The organism is Flavobacterium calami (assembly GCF_038290035.1).
GTDB classification, from domain to species: Bacteria; Bacteroidota; Bacteroidia; order Flavobacteriales; family Flavobacteriaceae; genus Flavobacterium; species Flavobacterium calami.
Genome location: NZ_JBBYHS010000004.1, coordinates 118,690 through 134,308, shown reverse-complemented (window position 1 = coordinate 134,308; position 15,619 = coordinate 118,690). Strand labels below are relative to the sequence as shown.

General features: G+C 35.1%; 11 protein-coding genes. 2 read left to right on the top strand and 9 right to left on the bottom strand.

Features of this window, described 5'->3' with window-relative positions; all coding sequences use genetic code 11:
* The first annotated feature begins 104 nt into the window (after window positions 1-104).
* On the top strand, window positions 105-2,927 hold the full coding sequence (locus tag AAEO57_RS04810) for an outer membrane beta-barrel protein (RefSeq protein WP_341690056.1): 2,823 nt from the start codon (window positions 105-107) through the stop codon (window positions 2,925-2,927).
* Between the two features lie 130 nt (window positions 2,928-3,057).
* Here AAEO57_RS04810 and AAEO57_RS04805 read toward each other — a convergent pair whose 3' ends face one another.
* The 8 genes from AAEO57_RS04805 to AAEO57_RS04770 all read right to left on the bottom strand — a co-directional run bounded on the left by AAEO57_RS04805 (window position 3,058) and on the right by AAEO57_RS04770 (window position 10,553).
* Window positions 3,058-3,801, bottom strand: a complete 744-nt coding sequence (locus AAEO57_RS04805; RefSeq protein ID WP_341690054.1) for a DUF2490 domain-containing protein — start codon at window positions 3,799-3,801, stop codon at window positions 3,058-3,060.
* Window positions 3,802-3,977: 176 nt separating this feature from the next.
* A complete protein-coding gene (locus AAEO57_RS04800) occupies window positions 3,978-6,545 on the bottom strand; it encodes a TonB-dependent receptor (protein ID WP_341690052.1) in 2,568 nt (855 codons plus the stop codon).
* A 246-nt stretch (window positions 6,546-6,791) separates the two neighbouring features.
* Window positions 6,792-7,208 (bottom strand): RrF2 family transcriptional regulator, encoded by a 417-nt coding sequence (locus tag AAEO57_RS04795; RefSeq protein ID WP_341690050.1) that lies wholly within the window; start codon window positions 7,206-7,208, stop codon window positions 6,792-6,794.
* A gap of 56 nt (window positions 7,209-7,264) precedes the next feature.
* Window positions 7,265-8,101, bottom strand: coding sequence for a TPM domain-containing protein (locus tag AAEO57_RS04790; protein ID WP_341690048.1), 837 nt, complete (start codon window positions 8,099-8,101; stop codon window positions 7,265-7,267).
* A gap of 3 nt (window positions 8,102-8,104) precedes the next feature.
* On the bottom strand, window positions 8,105-8,542 hold the full coding sequence (locus AAEO57_RS04785) for a TPM domain-containing protein (RefSeq protein ID WP_341690046.1): 438 nt from the start codon (window positions 8,540-8,542) through the stop codon (window positions 8,105-8,107).
* A 29-nt stretch (window positions 8,543-8,571) separates the two neighbouring features.
* Window positions 8,572-9,162, bottom strand: a complete 591-nt coding sequence (locus AAEO57_RS04780; protein WP_341690044.1) for a LemA family protein — start codon at window positions 9,160-9,162, stop codon at window positions 8,572-8,574.
* A gap of 35 nt (window positions 9,163-9,197) precedes the next feature.
* Window positions 9,198-9,530, bottom strand: coding sequence for a MerR family transcriptional regulator (locus AAEO57_RS04775; protein WP_341690042.1), 333 nt, complete (start codon window positions 9,528-9,530; stop codon window positions 9,198-9,200).
* 45 nt (window positions 9,531-9,575) lie between these two features.
* Entirely contained in the window at window positions 9,576-10,553 is a 978-nt protein-coding gene (locus AAEO57_RS04770) for a peptidoglycan DD-metalloendopeptidase family protein (RefSeq protein WP_341690040.1), read from the bottom strand.
* Between the two features lie 276 nt (window positions 10,554-10,829).
* Here AAEO57_RS04770 and alaS point away from each other — a divergent pair, with 276 nt between their 5' ends.
* Window positions 10,830-13,460: an alanine--tRNA ligase gene (alaS, locus tag AAEO57_RS04765; protein WP_341690038.1), complete on the top strand. Its 2,631-nt coding sequence runs from the start codon at window positions 10,830-10,832 to the stop codon at window positions 13,458-13,460.
* 340 nt (window positions 13,461-13,800) lie between these two features.
* On the opposite strand, the gene AAEO57_RS04760 is transcribed toward alaS, so the two are convergent.
* Window positions 13,801-15,546: an ABC transporter ATP-binding protein gene (locus AAEO57_RS04760; RefSeq protein WP_341690036.1), complete on the bottom strand. Its 1,746-nt coding sequence runs from the start codon at window positions 15,544-15,546 to the stop codon at window positions 13,801-13,803.
* Window positions 15,547-15,619 lie beyond the last annotated feature (73 nt).

The window sequence follows — 15,619 nt, the reverse complement described above, 5'->3', positions numbered from 1 at the left end:
AAATAAATCTCTTTTGCGAAATGGCATCATATTTGGTTAAATGTGGAATTTACAATTAAACCATTTGCCTCCTTGAAAGTCTAATGGGTCTAACCAAATATTTTATGACCAGAATTTATTACTTTTTATTGCTTTTTGTTTTTGCTTATTCAGCTAATGCTCAGAATGATATTGTTCTTAAAGGTACCGTACTTGATATTAATACGCAGCTGCCGGTTGAATTGGCTACCGTTTATTTTACCACTGTAAAAGATTCTACGGTTATTGATTATGCTACAACAGATAAAAACGGATTCTTTAGATTAAATACAAAAAAACTGGACAAACCTGTTTTTCTTAAAATAAATTATTTAGGATATCAAACTTACTCAGAAGAGCAAAAAGGTCTTTTAGAAAGCAAAGATTTTGGGAAATTATACCTGTTGGAAAGTGTTAATGCCTTAAACGAGGTAGTAGTAAAAAGTGAGGCTCCGCCAATCCGTATGAAACAGGATACTTTAGAGTATAATGCCGCTTCTTATAAAGTCCGTCCGGATGCAAACGTAGAAGCATTATTAAAACAATTACCAGGTTTTGATATCGACGATGCCGGAAAAATTATGGTTAACGGGAGAGAAGTAAATCAGCTGTTGGTGAACGGAAAACCTTTTTTTGATAGGGACGGTGCCATAGCGCTGAAAAATTTACCTGCCGAGATTATTCAAAAAGTTCAGGTTTCAGATTTTAAAACCAAAAAAGAAGAATTATCTAAACAAGAATCCACATCAGATTATTCGAGTATCAACCTGACAATTGATGAAAAGAAAAACAAAGGCTACTTCGGAAAAATTCTTGGGGGTTATGGCTCTGATGACCGTTATGAAAGTAGTCTTATTATGAATTTCTTCAATAATAAGCAGAAAATCAGTATTCTGGGATCATCAAATAATATTAATTCAACCGGTTTTGCTCAGGATGAGGTATTTGACAGTATGGGAGGAGGAAGGACAGCCAGAGGAGGAAAAAGCTCAGGTGGGTCCGGTAAAGGGATTACTCAGTCTAATTTGTTGGGGGTTAATTATTCTGATGACTGGACAGAAAAACTCATGGCGTCAGGGAGTTACAATTTTTCGAATACGATTAATAACAACGAAAGCAAATCTAATGAACTGAGTATTTTACCTTCAGGAAATAACTATACGGTTGCTGATTCTAAAACCAGAAATGAAAGCACTGGAAATACTGCCAACTTTGAATTGGAATACAAAATCGACCCATCGACACGTCTTGTTATTACTCCAAATGTAGGTCAGACACGTTCAAACGGAAAATCTGATTCGTCAAGCAGCACTTCGGTGGATGATGAAAACGGAGAGCTTTTAAATAACAGTGAAGCAAAATCATACAAGGAAACAACTGCAACTAATTTTGCAAATACAATCAATTTTAATAAAGCTTTCGAGAAAAAAGCCCGAAATATGAGCTTTGTTTTTTCGAATAATAATACCAAAAATGATTCAGACGGGTTTAATGATTCAAATACTTTTTTTACAAAGGAACCAGATAAAAATGTTGACAGATACCAAAAAACAAATGGTAGAAGTATTTCTGACTCTTATTCATTAGATTTAGAATATACAGAGCCAATTACAGATTCTCTAAGAGTACGCTTTGGTTCTGATTTTGATTGGCAAAGTTCATCAAATGACCAGAAGACCTATGATGTTGACAGGAATACAGAAGAAATTTTAGATTTGAATTCTTCATTAACAACTTATACAACATCTGCACAAAATTCGGTAGCCCCAAAAGTTGGGATAACACTGCGAAAAAGTAATTATACATTAAATCTGGATTCGAAAACGACTATCGTTAATTTTGATAACTATTCGTTGTATATGGGCAAAGAAACACAATTAAATAAAAAATATGCCTTGCCTTTTGCATCTGCTCAGTTGCGATATAAATTTAGTAAGTCTAAGAATTTGACACTAAAATACGATTACTCAAATGCAATACCTTCCGCAAATTATTTAATGCCAATCGCCAATTTGAATAATCCATTGAATAGTATTGTTGGTAATCCAAATTTAGATCCTGTAGAGAAAAATTCGATGAATTTTAATTTCAGGAATTTCGATTTCCGTACTCGTTCCGGTTATGCTTTTTCGCTAAAAGGAGATTATTTTAATAATGATATTGTATCTACCTCTGTCTTTGATGAAAATGGTAAAAGAACAACGACCTATGTAAATATTTCAGGGAATTATTCTCTTTCTGCCGGAGCAAACTGGAATCAGTCGATTAAAAGAGACGCACACGTTTTACGATATGGAATTGGCGTAAACGGAAGTTATACTTTTGATAAAGGATTTACAAATGCTATTATGTACAATGCTAAATCAACCGCAATTTCGCCTAAATTGTATTTTACTTACGAATATGGTGAATTGCTAACTATTTCTCCATCTTATGGATTGTCGTTTAATGAAACGCATTACGAAAATACTTCTGCAACTTCGACTTCTGCAGTTGTGCACAGAGCCGGTTTACAAACCACGACCTATTGGCCGTCGAATTTAATTTTTGGAAATGATTTTGGATATACTTACAATTCGAATCTTTCGGATGATTTCAAAAAAGATTTTTACTTATGGAATACCAGTTTATCTTATGGTTTTTTAAACAAAACATTATACGCTAAAATAAAAGTGTATGATGTCCTGAATCAAAATCAAAGTGCTAGCAGAACGATTTCTGCAACCTCAGTTCGTGATGAAGAAAGTACCGTTTTAAAACGTTATGTGATGTTTTCTGTAGCTTATAAAATTGGAAATTTTGCTGCTGAAAAAGGTTCAAAAAGAAGAGGAGGAGAGCGTGGAGAACGAGGTGAAGGTGGCGACAGAGGAGACCGTGGAGACCGTGGAGGAAGAGAAAGGGAAGATTAATTTTAAATTTTAGCTCAAAGATAAAACTTCGATAAAAATATAAACTCCGGCTAGGCTGGAGTTTTTTATTACGTGCTCATAAGTGACTTAAAAATTGGAATTTGGAATTTCAAAAATTGGAATTTTAATTCTACGATTTTATTTTACGATTAATTCTATGATAAATAGTAAAACGTATAATATCACGATCATAAAAATCAACACCGCTTGCCCGTCTCTGAAAGTTCTTTAAATACCCTAATTCCAGACCAATATTAGGATTGAAATGATAACGCAGGGCAGCATAAAAACGATTTTGGTCAAAAGTGTTTTTCTTGTTGTCTTTTCCGTGATTGAATAAAATTTCATCAGAAATCGTTCCTTTTAAGCTTCTTTTTTCTTTTTCCCAAAGTGTAAAAGTGGATTGTAAACGGTATCTGAAACGAAAAGCAAAAGAGAAATCGTTTAATAATTCTGTTTTAGTCGCTTTTTGTATAAATCGTTCCTCAAGCTGAAAACGATTATGAAAAGTGATTTTTGCAAGATCATAAATAAGGGTAGCATCCTGCTGAATACGATATTCGGGTATTGAAAATTCAGGGTCTGATAAGGGGGTTTGTGTATTAACACTAAAATAAGCAAATCCGCCGCCTAAATCTACATGCTGACCGGCACGATATCTTCCCTGAGTTCTAAAAACGAATACATTTTCGTGAACAGGGTTTACAAAGCTTCTATTATCAAGTTCAGAATGAAGTGACCATTTCTCAGACAAGGGAAAAATATTATAATACCGAATCCATGTCAGAGTCTGGTGTTCAATGTTTTTTTTGCTTTGCGCTAAAGAAAACTGATTGAAAAACGCTAAAAAAAGTATGAATTTTAAAAATTTCATTTGTACTCTGTAAATTCAGGCTGCGAATATATACAAATGAAAGATCATTTATAATGAAGGAATACGTTTTTTAAATTTGATTTAAATTCTATTTTGTGATTTTAACCATACTAAAAAACGGGATGTGCTTTAATAGAAACACATCCCGTTTAACCAAACTAACTTTCTTTATATTATTATAGCGAATATTTTAATGTAACTCCATAAGTTCTCTGGTCTCCTAATACAGCTGCATAATGTCCTGCATTTCCACCAGCTGGTAATAATTGCTCATAGTAATCTTTGTTTAAGAGATTACGTCCCCAAAAGTGAACAGATAGTCCCTGTGAAGCACGGAAGCCTAAACGGGCATTAAAAATTGCATATCCCGGAACTACTAAATATTTTGAAGCTGAAGGGCTTGATGAGAATTCTGAACGTGCATAAGAATCTATTCCAAGGAAAATTTTCCCTGCGTTTCCAAAAAATCTTGCATTATCTGAAAGTTCACCTCCTAAAGATCCTGCCCATCTTGATACACCTGGCAAGTCGGTCCCGGAAACATCTTTATAAGCTACCTGAACTCCATCAACAACAAGTCCTGTGTCTTCTAATGGAAGTGGTGCATTGGTAAATTTAACATATGTACCTTCTGTATAAGTGGCTGCTGCATTTACTGTTAAATGCTTGCTGAAAACAAAACTGGCATCCAATTCAGCACCTCTTACACGGACTTCATCAGCATTGGCCAGATAACCACGGTTTACACCTAATTCAGCGGCCTGAACGTTGGTTTGATAATCTTTGATATTAGTATTAAAGAACGTTAAGTTGAAGATCGAGTTTTGAAACGGAGATGTTTTTACTCCAACCTCAAAATGATTCACTTTTTCAGGCTTAATTACTGCAAGTTCAGTCATTGGCTGTCCTGTTTTTGAGTCTGTTGGAAGTCCTGCTACGTTAACTCCAACAGGTTTATAACTTTTAGCATAAGTTCCATAAATATTAATTTTATCAGAAGCTTTATAAGTAAGTGTTATGTTTCCGGAAAAGTCTGTATTATCTGTACTCGAGTCAAACGCCTGATCAGAGTAAACCAATTTTTTTAATGCTAATAATGCAGGATCTGTTGTTTGAAGGCCTCCGTATGTTTTACGGGCATAGTGTGCATCTTTTTTGTCAAAATTATATCTTAAACCCGGTAAAATATGGAAACGATCTGTAATTGCCCAGTCAATCTGACCAAAGACCGCAGCACTGGAAGCTCTAATTCTGGCATCAGTTGTTATTCCGTATCCTTCAAAAAGACCAGGTGTTTTCCATAAGGGGCTGGTAGTACTTTGAGAAAATCTCCATTGAGCATCACCAGATTCTTCTGTTCCGTCTGTTTGAGATGTCTGGTCGATAAAGAATACTCCTGCCACACCACTTATTCTGGATGTAAGCTGACCGGCATAACGAACTTCCTGTGTTATTTGTGTTTGTCTGGTTGGGTTTTGTGATTTTGCCAAAACCTGTAATCCTGTAAAATCTCTGTCATTTGAAGGATCCCAGTTCCAAAAACGCCATGCAGTTGTTGAAGTCAAAGTTCCGCCGCCAATTTTGGTGTCAATATTTAAAGATAAACCTCCCATGTCTTGTCCGGAACGCCAAGGTGTATCCTGATCCATTTTTCGGTCAAAAGCATTTCTGGTTGGTAATTCATAATTTAAATCAGCAATAATAGCATCGAATTGACGATAAGCCGCTCTTTTGGTCGGTGCAACACCAGCTACCACCTGAGCATATCCGTCTGGGCGCTGTGTGGTAATATCGGCAGCAAATATAATGTTAGTGTTTTCAGATGGAGTATAAAGTAATTGCCCTCTGATTCCCTGATTGTTTAAGGTATTTGTCGCTCTTCCTGTTGCGATATTATCAATTAAACCATCACGCTGTGTTCCTGAAAAAGACAAACGACCCGCTACTTTTTTGCCTAAAGCTCCTGTAACAGACGCTTTCGCCTGAAGGAAAGCGTAGTTTCCGTAGCTTACTTCGAAATCAGCTCCTGAGGTAAAGCTTGGTTTACGTGTAGTGATGTTAAAAGCTCCTGAAGTAGTGTTTTTTCCAAATAATGAACCCTGTGGTCCACGTAATACCTCAATTTGCTCCACATCAATAAAGTCTAATGTGGTGGCAGCCGGACGTGCATAATAAACACCGTCTACATAAAAACCTACTCCTGGATCGATACCGTCATTGGTAAGACCAAATGGTGAACCAAGACTTCTAATGTTTATTCCTGTATTTCTTGGATTTGAAGAATACAATTGTACAGATGGTACGAGTTCTTTTATACGGTTCACATTAAAAGCTCCTGTTTGCTCTGCTTGTTTTCCTGTAATTACCGATACTGCAATCGGAATATCCTGAACTTTTTCTATTCTTCGTCTTGATGAAACGACAACTTCAATAAGTTCATTTTCTTCTTTTAAAGCAATTTGTAAAAGAGGAACCGGTAAAGTAGTAATTTCTACTTCGGTAGTTTTGTAGCCAACGTACTGAACTAATACAATTAAAGGAAGTTTTCTCCCTTTTGTGTCCAGACTAAAGTGACCGCTGGCATCAGTAACAGTATTTATAGTTGTTCCTTTTACTACCACGTTGGCAGCTTCTAAAGGATTTTTTTCTGAATCTGTAATAGTTCCTTCAATGTTTTGTGCGAATGAAACTGAGAAAGTTAAAATTGAAAGTATTGTAAATATATTTTTGATAGAATTTTTCATTTTTATATTATATATATGTAATTAGTAGAATTTAATATGAAATTTTTTTACCAGCACATACACATCATTGAAGAATTGTTTTTCACTGCTGTGAAATTTTTATAGTTACTTTTTTGCAAAAGATTTTTAGATACATAAGACTTACTTAATTTTTCTTTCATTGGTCAAAATTTGTAAATGATTTGTTAATTATTTTTTGCAAATATATATAAAATCTATCTACTTGGTAGGGTTTTGAAAAAAAAATTATTTTTTATTTATTAATGATGCGATCGTAATGTTCTGCATTGCCTTCAAGGTTTCGTTGCGAATGATCATCAAGCCGTGGCGCAGACTGCATTCTTCCTCGGTTTTGCAATCAGAACAGGGTTCGTAAAAATTTAAAGATGCACATGGCAAAAGAGCAATTGCACCGTCAAATAATCGGTGGATTTCCGCTAGAGTAATGTCGTTTTTGGATTTTATTAGGTAATAACCACCAAATTTGCCCTGTTTACTGCTCACAAAACGACCTCGTTTCAGGTCTAATAATATTTGTTCTAAAAATTTTTTAGGGATATTAGCGCCATCAGCAATTTCTATAGTTTTAGAAATGTGATTTTCGTCCTGTTCTGCTAGATAAAGTAGGGCCTTAAGGGCGTATTTTGCTTTATGTGATAACATCTATATAGAATTGTGATTTGTAAAAGTAAGATTTTTTAAACTTGAAACAAATTAATTTACCAGCTTCCGCCTGAACCTCCCCCGGAAAATCCGCCTCCGCCAAATCCTCCGCCGAAGCCACCGCCTCCGCCGAAACCACCACCGGATGATCCACCACCGAAACCTCCAAATCCACCACCGCCGCTTCTTCCAAGATTACTCAGAATAATTACGTCAAGCAGGCTTGGGCCTCCACCACTATTGTTTCCGGAATTGCCTCCGCCCCCTTTTTTGTTTCTTGCCAATAAAATTAATATGATTACGACAATAACGATAAAAGGCAGTATCGGAAAGTTTTTTCCTTTGGCTTTTTGTTTTCTTTCCCCTTTATATTTTCCTTTAAAAACATCAAAAAGCGCATCGGCACCTTTATCAAGACCTCTGTAATAACTTCCGGCTTTAAATTCAGGGATGATAATATTTCGTGTAATTTCGCCTCCGATTCCTGCTGTTAGCCTGTCTTCAAGCCCATAACCAGGCGAAATCCAGATCTTTCTTTCGTTTTTAGCAAGCAGAATCAAAACGCCATTATCTTCTTTTGCTTGTCCGATACCCCATTGATGCGCCCATTTTGGAGTAAGAATTCCAATATCTTCTCCTTTTAAACTTTCAATGGTAATCACAACAATCTGTGTAGAAGTGGAGTCTGAATAACGAACTAATTTCTCTTCTAACTGTGTTTTTTCAGAAGCACTTAAAATATTTGCATAATCATACACAGAAGTCTGAAAACTTGGTTTTTCAGGAATTGTAAATTGTGAAAATCCTGAAGTACAGATTAAAAAAGCAATTAGTAAAAAGGTAAATTGAAAAACTCCTTTGGAATTTGATATTTTGTTTTTGGAAATTTTCATCATTTATCCTTTTGAAATTTCGTTAGATAATTCGTTTGTATCGCCTTCAGACCATGGAAAATATTTTTTTAACTGCTCACCGGCATTTAAAATTCCATCAACAATACCCTGTTTAAATTTGCCGGCTTTAAATTTTGCTGTCATTTTGTCTTTGGTGCAATCCCAAAAATCATCGGCTACAAGGTCATTTATGCCTTTGTCACCGCAAACAACAAAGTTTTTGTCATCCACTGCAAAATAGAACAAAACACCATTTTGAAGTTGGGTTTCATCCATTCGCAATTCGTGAAAAACTTCTAAAGCCCGGTCAAAATGGGCTTTAGAAGTTGTTTTTTCTATATGTACTCTAATTTCGCCAGAAGTGTTTTTTTCAGCCATACGAATAGCTTCAACAATTTCCTGCTCTTCTTCTTTGGTTAAAAAATCTTCTACTTTTGACATTTCAATTGTTTTAGAGTTACGTTTTATTATTAGAATTTTACTTCAACTGGTTTATCAGCACCTGTAGAAGCTTCAAAATATGGTTTTTCTTTAAGGCCATAAAGCCCGGCAAGAATATTTCTTGGAAAAGTATTAATGTTATTATTGTAAGGCTTAACGGCTTCATTAAAACGTGTTCTGGCTGTTAAGATTTGATTTTCTGTACTGGCTAACTCATCCTGTAGTTTCATAAAACTTGCATCAGCTTTTAGGTTCGGATATTGCTCAACACTTACCAATAATTTGGATAAAGAAGAAGAAACACCTGATTGTGCCGAATTGAATGCCGCTAATTGCTCCGGAGTAACGTTTGACGGGTCAATTGTAACAGAAGTAGCTTTAGCACGAGCTTCGATAACAGCTGTTAAAGTACTTTTTTCGTGTTGTGCATATCCTTTTACAGTATTTACTAAATTAGGGATAAGGTCATTTCTCCTTTGATAAGCAGTGTTTACATTTCCCCAGCTTTCTTTTATATCCTGATCAAGTGTTACTGCTGTGTTATAAATGCCACTTGCCCAGCTATATAATGCAATAACTATTACAGCTACAACCCCAAGAATTATTAATCCTTTCTTCATGTTTATTTTAATTTAAGTTTATTTATAAAATTTAATTACAATTCGTTTTTTATATCTGTTAATTGTGTTTTGATGGTCTCTAATTTACGTATTATTTCGAATTTATCTAATGTTTTCTTCTGCCCCTCTTTTAAGTGTATTTTGGCGCCTTCTAGCGTAAATCCTCTTTCTTTGACCAAATGATAAATCAACTGTAAGTTGGTTATATCTTCAGGTGTAAACATTCGGTTGCCTTTGGCATTCTTTTTAGGTTTCAGGATATCAAATTCGCTGTCCCAAAATCGTATCAAAGAGGCATTGACATTAAAAGCTTTGGCAACTTCGCCAATGCTGTAATACCTTTTATCTTTTGAAAGCTCAATGTGCATGTTTTTTGTGTCTAATTTATTTCAAAAATAATACTTTTTATAGTATTAATCTAATGACTGATTTTCCTGGTTTGCCATTTGTGAAATTACAACATATTCTGCTGCAGAAATATTTCCGTAATAGAAATTAAGCGGATTCACCACTTTCCCGTCTTTGTGTACTTCATAATGGCAGTGTGGTCCCTCAGATCTTCCTGTGCTTCCTACATAGCCAATAACATCTCCGCGTTTGACATGTTGTCCGGGTCTGCAGTTGTATTTGCTTAAATGGGCATATAAACTTTCGTATCCAAAACCATGCCTGATGACTACATGGTTACCAAAGCCTGACGCCGAATTGTCAGCTCTTGCAATAACGCCATCGCCCGTTGCATAAACCGGTGTCCCTGTACTGGCAGTGAAATCCATACCGTTATGCATTTTTCGCACTTTTGTGAAAGGATCGATTCTGTATCCAAAGCCCGATGCGACATGTTTTAAATTTTCATTACGAACTGGCTGAATGGCAGGAATAGCCAATAATAGCTTTCCTTTTGCACTGGCAAGTTTTAATATTTCATCCAGCGATTTGGATTGAATAGCCAGCTGTTTGGATAGTTTGTCCACTCTTTTTGTGGTATTCAAAACCAATTGTGAATTATTATACCCTTCTAAAATCTTATATCTTTCAGGATTTCTGAAACCTGATTTTCTTGTAGAATCCGGAATCTCAGCTTTGTTAAAATAAATTCGGTAAATATTATTGTCACGTTCTTCGAGTGCATCAGCCACAACGTCAATTTCATCCAGTTTTTTATTCAAAATGGCATATTGCAGTTTTAAATTTTCAATTTCACGTGCCTGAAGCCGGTCTTTTGGAGTTTCAAAATAAGAAGTATTAATCAAAAGGACAAAAACCAAAAAACCGAATAGGGCAGAAGCCAGCAAAAACAGCATGGCATAACCAAATTTTATTCTTTTTCTGGTTTTTATTTTCGTATAAGCCAGATTTTCTGAGTCGTAATAATATTTTACTTTCGCCATATTTTAAAATACCCTATTTTTGCAGCTTGTAAAATGAGTGAGCCGAACAAAATTAGCAAATGTTTCAGTTGTTCGGGGCTTTTTTTAAGAACAAAATTAATTAGATAATTGGGGTAATTAGATAATTAGATAATGCGCAAAATAAGGAATTTATTGTTTTAAACTATAAGTTTTTTAATTTCTAATTTAAATGAAGGCATGATCTAATAAACTAAATTTTCTAATTATCTAATTTTCAAATTGGCACATTAAATTGACACATTTTCTAATTAAAATATGAAATCACAAGACGTACGTAAACAATTTTTAGATTTTTTTGAGAGTAAAGGACACACCATTGTCCCATCTGCTCCTATTGTACTTAAAGACGACCCAACCTTAATGTTCAATAACTCGGGAATGGCCCAGTTTAAAGAATTTTTCTTAGGAAACGGAACTCCAAAAAGTCCAAGAATAGCCGATACGCAAAAATGTCTTCGTGTTTCAGGAAAACATAACGATCTTGAAGAAGTGGGTATTGATACGTACCACCACACTATGTTTGAAATGCTTGGAAACTGGTCTTTTGGAGATTATTTCAAAAAAGAAGCCATCAACTGGGCTTGGGAATTATTGACAGAAGTGTATAAAATCCCAAAAGAAAATCTTTATGTTTCTGTTTTTGAAGGAAGTAAAGAAGATAATGTTCCGTTTGATCAGGAAGCCTGGGATCTTTGGAAGGAATTAATTGATGAAGACCGAATCATTTTAGGAAATAAAAAAGATAATTTCTGGGAAATGGGAGATCAGGGACCATGCGGACCTTGTTCTGAAATTCACGTTGATTTACGTTCTGAAGAAGAAAAAGCATTGGCTTCAGGAAAAAGTCTGGTAAACAACGATCACCCGCAGGTAGTTGAAATCTGGAATAATGTATTCATGGAATTCAACCGTAAAGCTGACGGTTCTCTTGAAAAACTTCCTGCACAACACGTAGATACCGGAATGGGATTTGAGCGTTTGTGTATGGCATTGCAAGGAAAAACATCAAATTATGACACAGATGTTTTCATGCCTTTAATTAGAGAAATAGAAACAATTACTGGTGCAAAATATACAGCCAAAGCTTCAAATGAAGCCGAAGAAAAAGTAAATATTGCGATTCGTGTGGTTGCAGATCACGTTCGTGCGGTAGCTTTTGCTATTGCCGATGGACAATTACCATCTAACACTGGAGCTGGCTATGTGATTCGTAGAATTTTACGTCGTGCCATTCGTTACGGATTTACTTTCTTAGGAATTAAAGAACCGTTTATTTATAAATTGGTAGAGACGCTAAGCGAGCAGATGGGAGAATCTTTCCCTGAAATTAAATCGCAAAAAGCACTTTGCTCAAATGTAATCCGTGAGGAAGAAAGCTCTTTCCTGAGAACATTAGATCAGGGATTAATTTTGCTGGATGCAGTAATTCTGAATAATAACGGAGATACAATTGATGGTAAAAAAGCTTTCGAATTATATGATACTTATGGATTCCCGATCGATTTAACAGCTTTAATTCTTTCTGAAAAAGGTTTGAAGCTGGACGAAAAAGGATTTCAGGAACAATTACAATTACAAAAAGAAAGATCCCGTGCTGCATCAAAAGTTACGGCGGGAGACTGGAATGTAATTGTTGAAGATGATATTCAGGAATTTGTTGGATATGACAGATTATCACACCAGGTAAAAATCACTAAATACAGAAGAGTTGAAAGCGTGAAAGACGGTGAGATTTTCCAGTTGGTTTTCAATGCAACACCTTTTTACGGAGAAAGTGGAGGTCAGACAGGTGATAAAGGGTATTTGGAAGCTCAAAATGGTGATATCGTTTATATTATTGATACTAAAAAAGAAAATAATCAAACAATACATTTAGCACAATCGCTACCTGAAAATATTACCGGAACTTTTAATGCGGTTGTTGATGCATTACAAAGAGCTAAAACTTCATCAAACCACTCGGCTACTCATTTATTGCATCAGGGTTTGCGTAAGATTTTAGGAACTCATATTGAACAAAAAGGTTCGATGGTAAGAAATGCTTCATTGCGTTTTGACTTTTCTCATTTCTCAAAAGTTACAGATGAAGAATTAACAGAAGTTGAAAACTTTGTAAATGCAAGAATTCGCGAGAGTTTACCTTTAATTGAGAAAAGAGCTATCCCAAAAGAGCAGGCGCTTGAAGACGGAGCAATCGCTTTGTTTGGAGAAAAATATGGTGATTTAGTTCGTACGATTAAATTTGGTGATTCTGTTGAATTATGTGGAGGAACGCACGTTGCAAATACATCTGATATCTGGCATTTTAAAATTGTTTCTGAAGGAGCAGTTGCTGCGGGAATCAGAAGGATTGAGGCAATCACAAGTGAAGCTGCAAAAGAATATTTTGAGTCTCAGGCTGTTTCTTTGAGTGAAATTAAAGAAGCACTTAAAAATGCTCAGGATCCTGTAAAATCAATTTTGGCATTGCAGGACGAAAATGCTCAGTTGAAAAAACAATTAGAAACTTTATTGAAAGATAAAGCTAAAAATATGAAATCGGATCTGGCTAAAGAATTACAAGAAATCAACGGAGTTCGATTCTTAGCTAAACAAGTTGATTTGAATCCGGAAGGGGCAAAAGATTTGGCTTATGAATTAGGGAATGCTTACAACGATTTATTTATTGTTTTAGCTACAGCGCACGAAGGAAAACCGATGTTAACATGCTACGTTTCTAAAGAAATTGTAGCAACCAAAAACTTAAACGCTGGACAAGTAGTTCGCGAATTAGGAAAGTATATCCAAGGAGGAGGAGGAGGTCAGCCTTTCTTCGCAACTGCAGGAGGTAAAAATGTTGACGGAATTGCTGAGGCTTTGGCTAAAGCGGTTGATTTCGTGAAGTAATTAAAGATGCTAAGGTTCTAAGATACTAAGGGACTAAGTTTTTTAGAATATTCAAAAAATAAACCCGACAGATTTAAAATTTGTCGGGTTTAATTTTATAAAGCATTCCTAAAATTCTAATGTTTTTTTGCCACAGATGAAAGGATTGAAATGGATTTTTCTCATTTTATGTCATTTCGACGAAGGAGAAATCTCCATGAGAAGCTCTACAAAGATTGGATTTTCGTTATGGAGTTACTTGCGAAGATTTCTCCTTCGTCGAAATGACAAATTGTACGTTTATTGATTGTTAAAAAAAACTTAGAACCTTAGTGCCTTAGCATCTCAGAACCTCAAAAAACTATTTTCTCTCCCCAATCTGCTGGCGCCACATAGCATAATACAGTCCTTTTTCTGCGATTAAATCATCATGTTTTCCTTGTTCGATTATTTTTCCTTGTTCCAGAACAAAAATTCTGTCAGCATGCATTACAGTTGACAAACGGTGCGCAATTAAAACCGTGATTCTGTTTTGGTCTGAAATATTTCTGATAGTCGTATTAATTTCTTCTTCGGTAATAGAATCCAAAGCAGAAGTTGCTTCATCAAAAATTAATAAATTCGGATTTCTTAATATAGCTCTTGCGATAGATAAACGTTGTTTTTCTCCACCAGATACTTTGATTCCGCCTTCACCAATTGTGGTGTTTAATCCGTCTTCTGCACGTCTTAAAAGTTTATCACAGCTGGCTCTTTTTAATGCATCATATAAGTCTTCATCGGTTGCATTAGGTTTCACAAACAATAAATTTTCACGAATCGTTCCCGAGAATAACTGGGCATCCTGAGTTACAAAACCTAATTGTTTTCTTAAATCCAATAAATCAATTTCGGCTGAATCAATATCATTATATAAAACCTGTCCTTCTGCGGGAATATACAATCCGACTAATAATTTCACTAAAGTTGTTTTACCTGAGCCAGACGGACCAACAAAGGCGACAGTCTGACCTTGTTTGATTTCAAAATTGATGTTTTCAACTGCTTTAAATTTTGCAGTTTTATGTTTGAAACTAACATTCGAAAATAATAATGACTGAATTGCACCAACATGTTTTGGATTTTTAGGTCTAAATTCTTTTGGAGCACTCAATAAAGTTTTGAAATTTTCCATCGAAACTTTTGTCTCGTTGACTACAATAATAAAGTTTCCTAATTCCTGTAAAGGACCAAAAATAAAGAAGGTAAAAAATACCATGGTCAATAAATCGCCTACAATGATTTTTCCTCCAAATAAAAAATAGTACAAGGTAAAAACCACACAGGTTCTTAAAAAGTGAACCGTTGTTCCCTGAATAAAACTCAAACTTCGAATGTAACGCACTTTTTCTAATTCGAGATGAAGGATTTTAAAGGTATTTAAGTTCAGACGCTTTTCTTCCTGATACGTCAAACCAAGACTTTTTACTAATTCGATATTTCGTAAGCTTTCAGTTGTTGAACCCGCCAAAGCATTAGTTTGATTGACAATTTTTTTAGAAACAATTTTAATTTTTTTACCGAGGTAAGAGCTCACCAAAGCAATAATTGGTGCAGTAACTAAAAAGATGAGGGAAATACGAAAATCAATTCGGGCTACATATACAATTACGAATATGAATCCGATTATAGTCTGAAAAATCAATGAAATCGAAAGTGTAATCAATTTTTCAGAATCAGAACGTACTTTGGTTAATTTGCTCAACGTTTCACCGCTTCGCTGGTCTTCAAATTCGGCATAAGGCAAATCGAGAGATTTTTTGATTCCATCAGTGTACATTTGGGCACCAGTTCTTTGAATTACTACATTGGTGAAATAATCCTGAAAGTTTTTGGTGATTCTCGAAATCATCGCTGCACCAAGCGAAAGCCCAAGCCAAAACGATAATGATTTGATAAAACCAGCTGCATTTCCGTCGTATTTATGAAGACCCACACCACAATCCTGCATTAATTTACCTGTAATAATAGAGTCTGATAAACTGAAACAAATGTTTATAGTAGCCATAATCAAAGCAAAAAACAAAAGCATTTTATGTTTGATTATGTAGGAGTATAATAATTTCATAGGAGAGTTATATTTTAAAAAAGAAAGAAATACAAAAGTACAAAATTGACAAGCTTAGTTTAGCGGATGTTAT

What these genes read in the sequence shown, in the direction of transcription:
- AAEO57_RS04780 (WP_341690044.1), bottom strand. Translation starts at nt 9,162, where the DNA reads ATGAAGAAAGGATTAATAATTCTTGGGGTTGTAGCTGTAATAGTTATT.
- AAEO57_RS04790 (WP_341690048.1), bottom strand. Translation starts at nt 8,101, where the DNA reads ATGAAAATTTCCAAAAACAAAATATCAAATTCCAAAGGAGTTTTTCAA.
- AAEO57_RS04775 (WP_341690042.1), bottom strand. Translation starts at nt 9,530, where the DNA reads ATGCACATTGAGCTTTCAAAAGATAAAAGGTATTACAGCATTGGCGAA.
- AAEO57_RS04800 (WP_341690052.1), bottom strand. Translation starts at nt 6,545, where the DNA reads ATGAAAAATTCTATCAAAAATATATTTACAATACTTTCAATTTTAACT.
- AAEO57_RS04760 (WP_341690036.1), bottom strand. Translation starts at nt 15,546, where the DNA reads ATGAAATTATTATACTCCTACATAATCAAACATAAAATGCTTTTGTTT.
- AAEO57_RS04770 (WP_341690040.1), bottom strand. Translation starts at nt 10,553, where the DNA reads ATGGCGAAAGTAAAATATTATTACGACTCAGAAAATCTGGCTTATACG.
- AAEO57_RS04785 (WP_341690046.1), bottom strand. Translation starts at nt 8,542, where the DNA reads ATGTCAAAAGTAGAAGATTTTTTAACCAAAGAAGAAGAGCAGGAAATT.
- AAEO57_RS04795 (WP_341690050.1), bottom strand. Translation starts at nt 7,208, where the DNA reads ATGTTATCACATAAAGCAAAATACGCCCTTAAGGCCCTACTTTATCTA.
- AAEO57_RS04805 (WP_341690054.1), bottom strand. Translation starts at nt 3,801, where the DNA reads ATGAAATTTTTAAAATTCATACTTTTTTTAGCGTTTTTCAATCAGTTT.
- alaS (WP_341690038.1), top strand. Translation starts at nt 10,830, where the DNA reads ATGAAATCACAAGACGTACGTAAACAATTTTTAGATTTTTTTGAGAGT.
- AAEO57_RS04810 (WP_341690056.1), top strand. Translation starts at nt 105, where the DNA reads ATGACCAGAATTTATTACTTTTTATTGCTTTTTGTTTTTGCTTATTCA.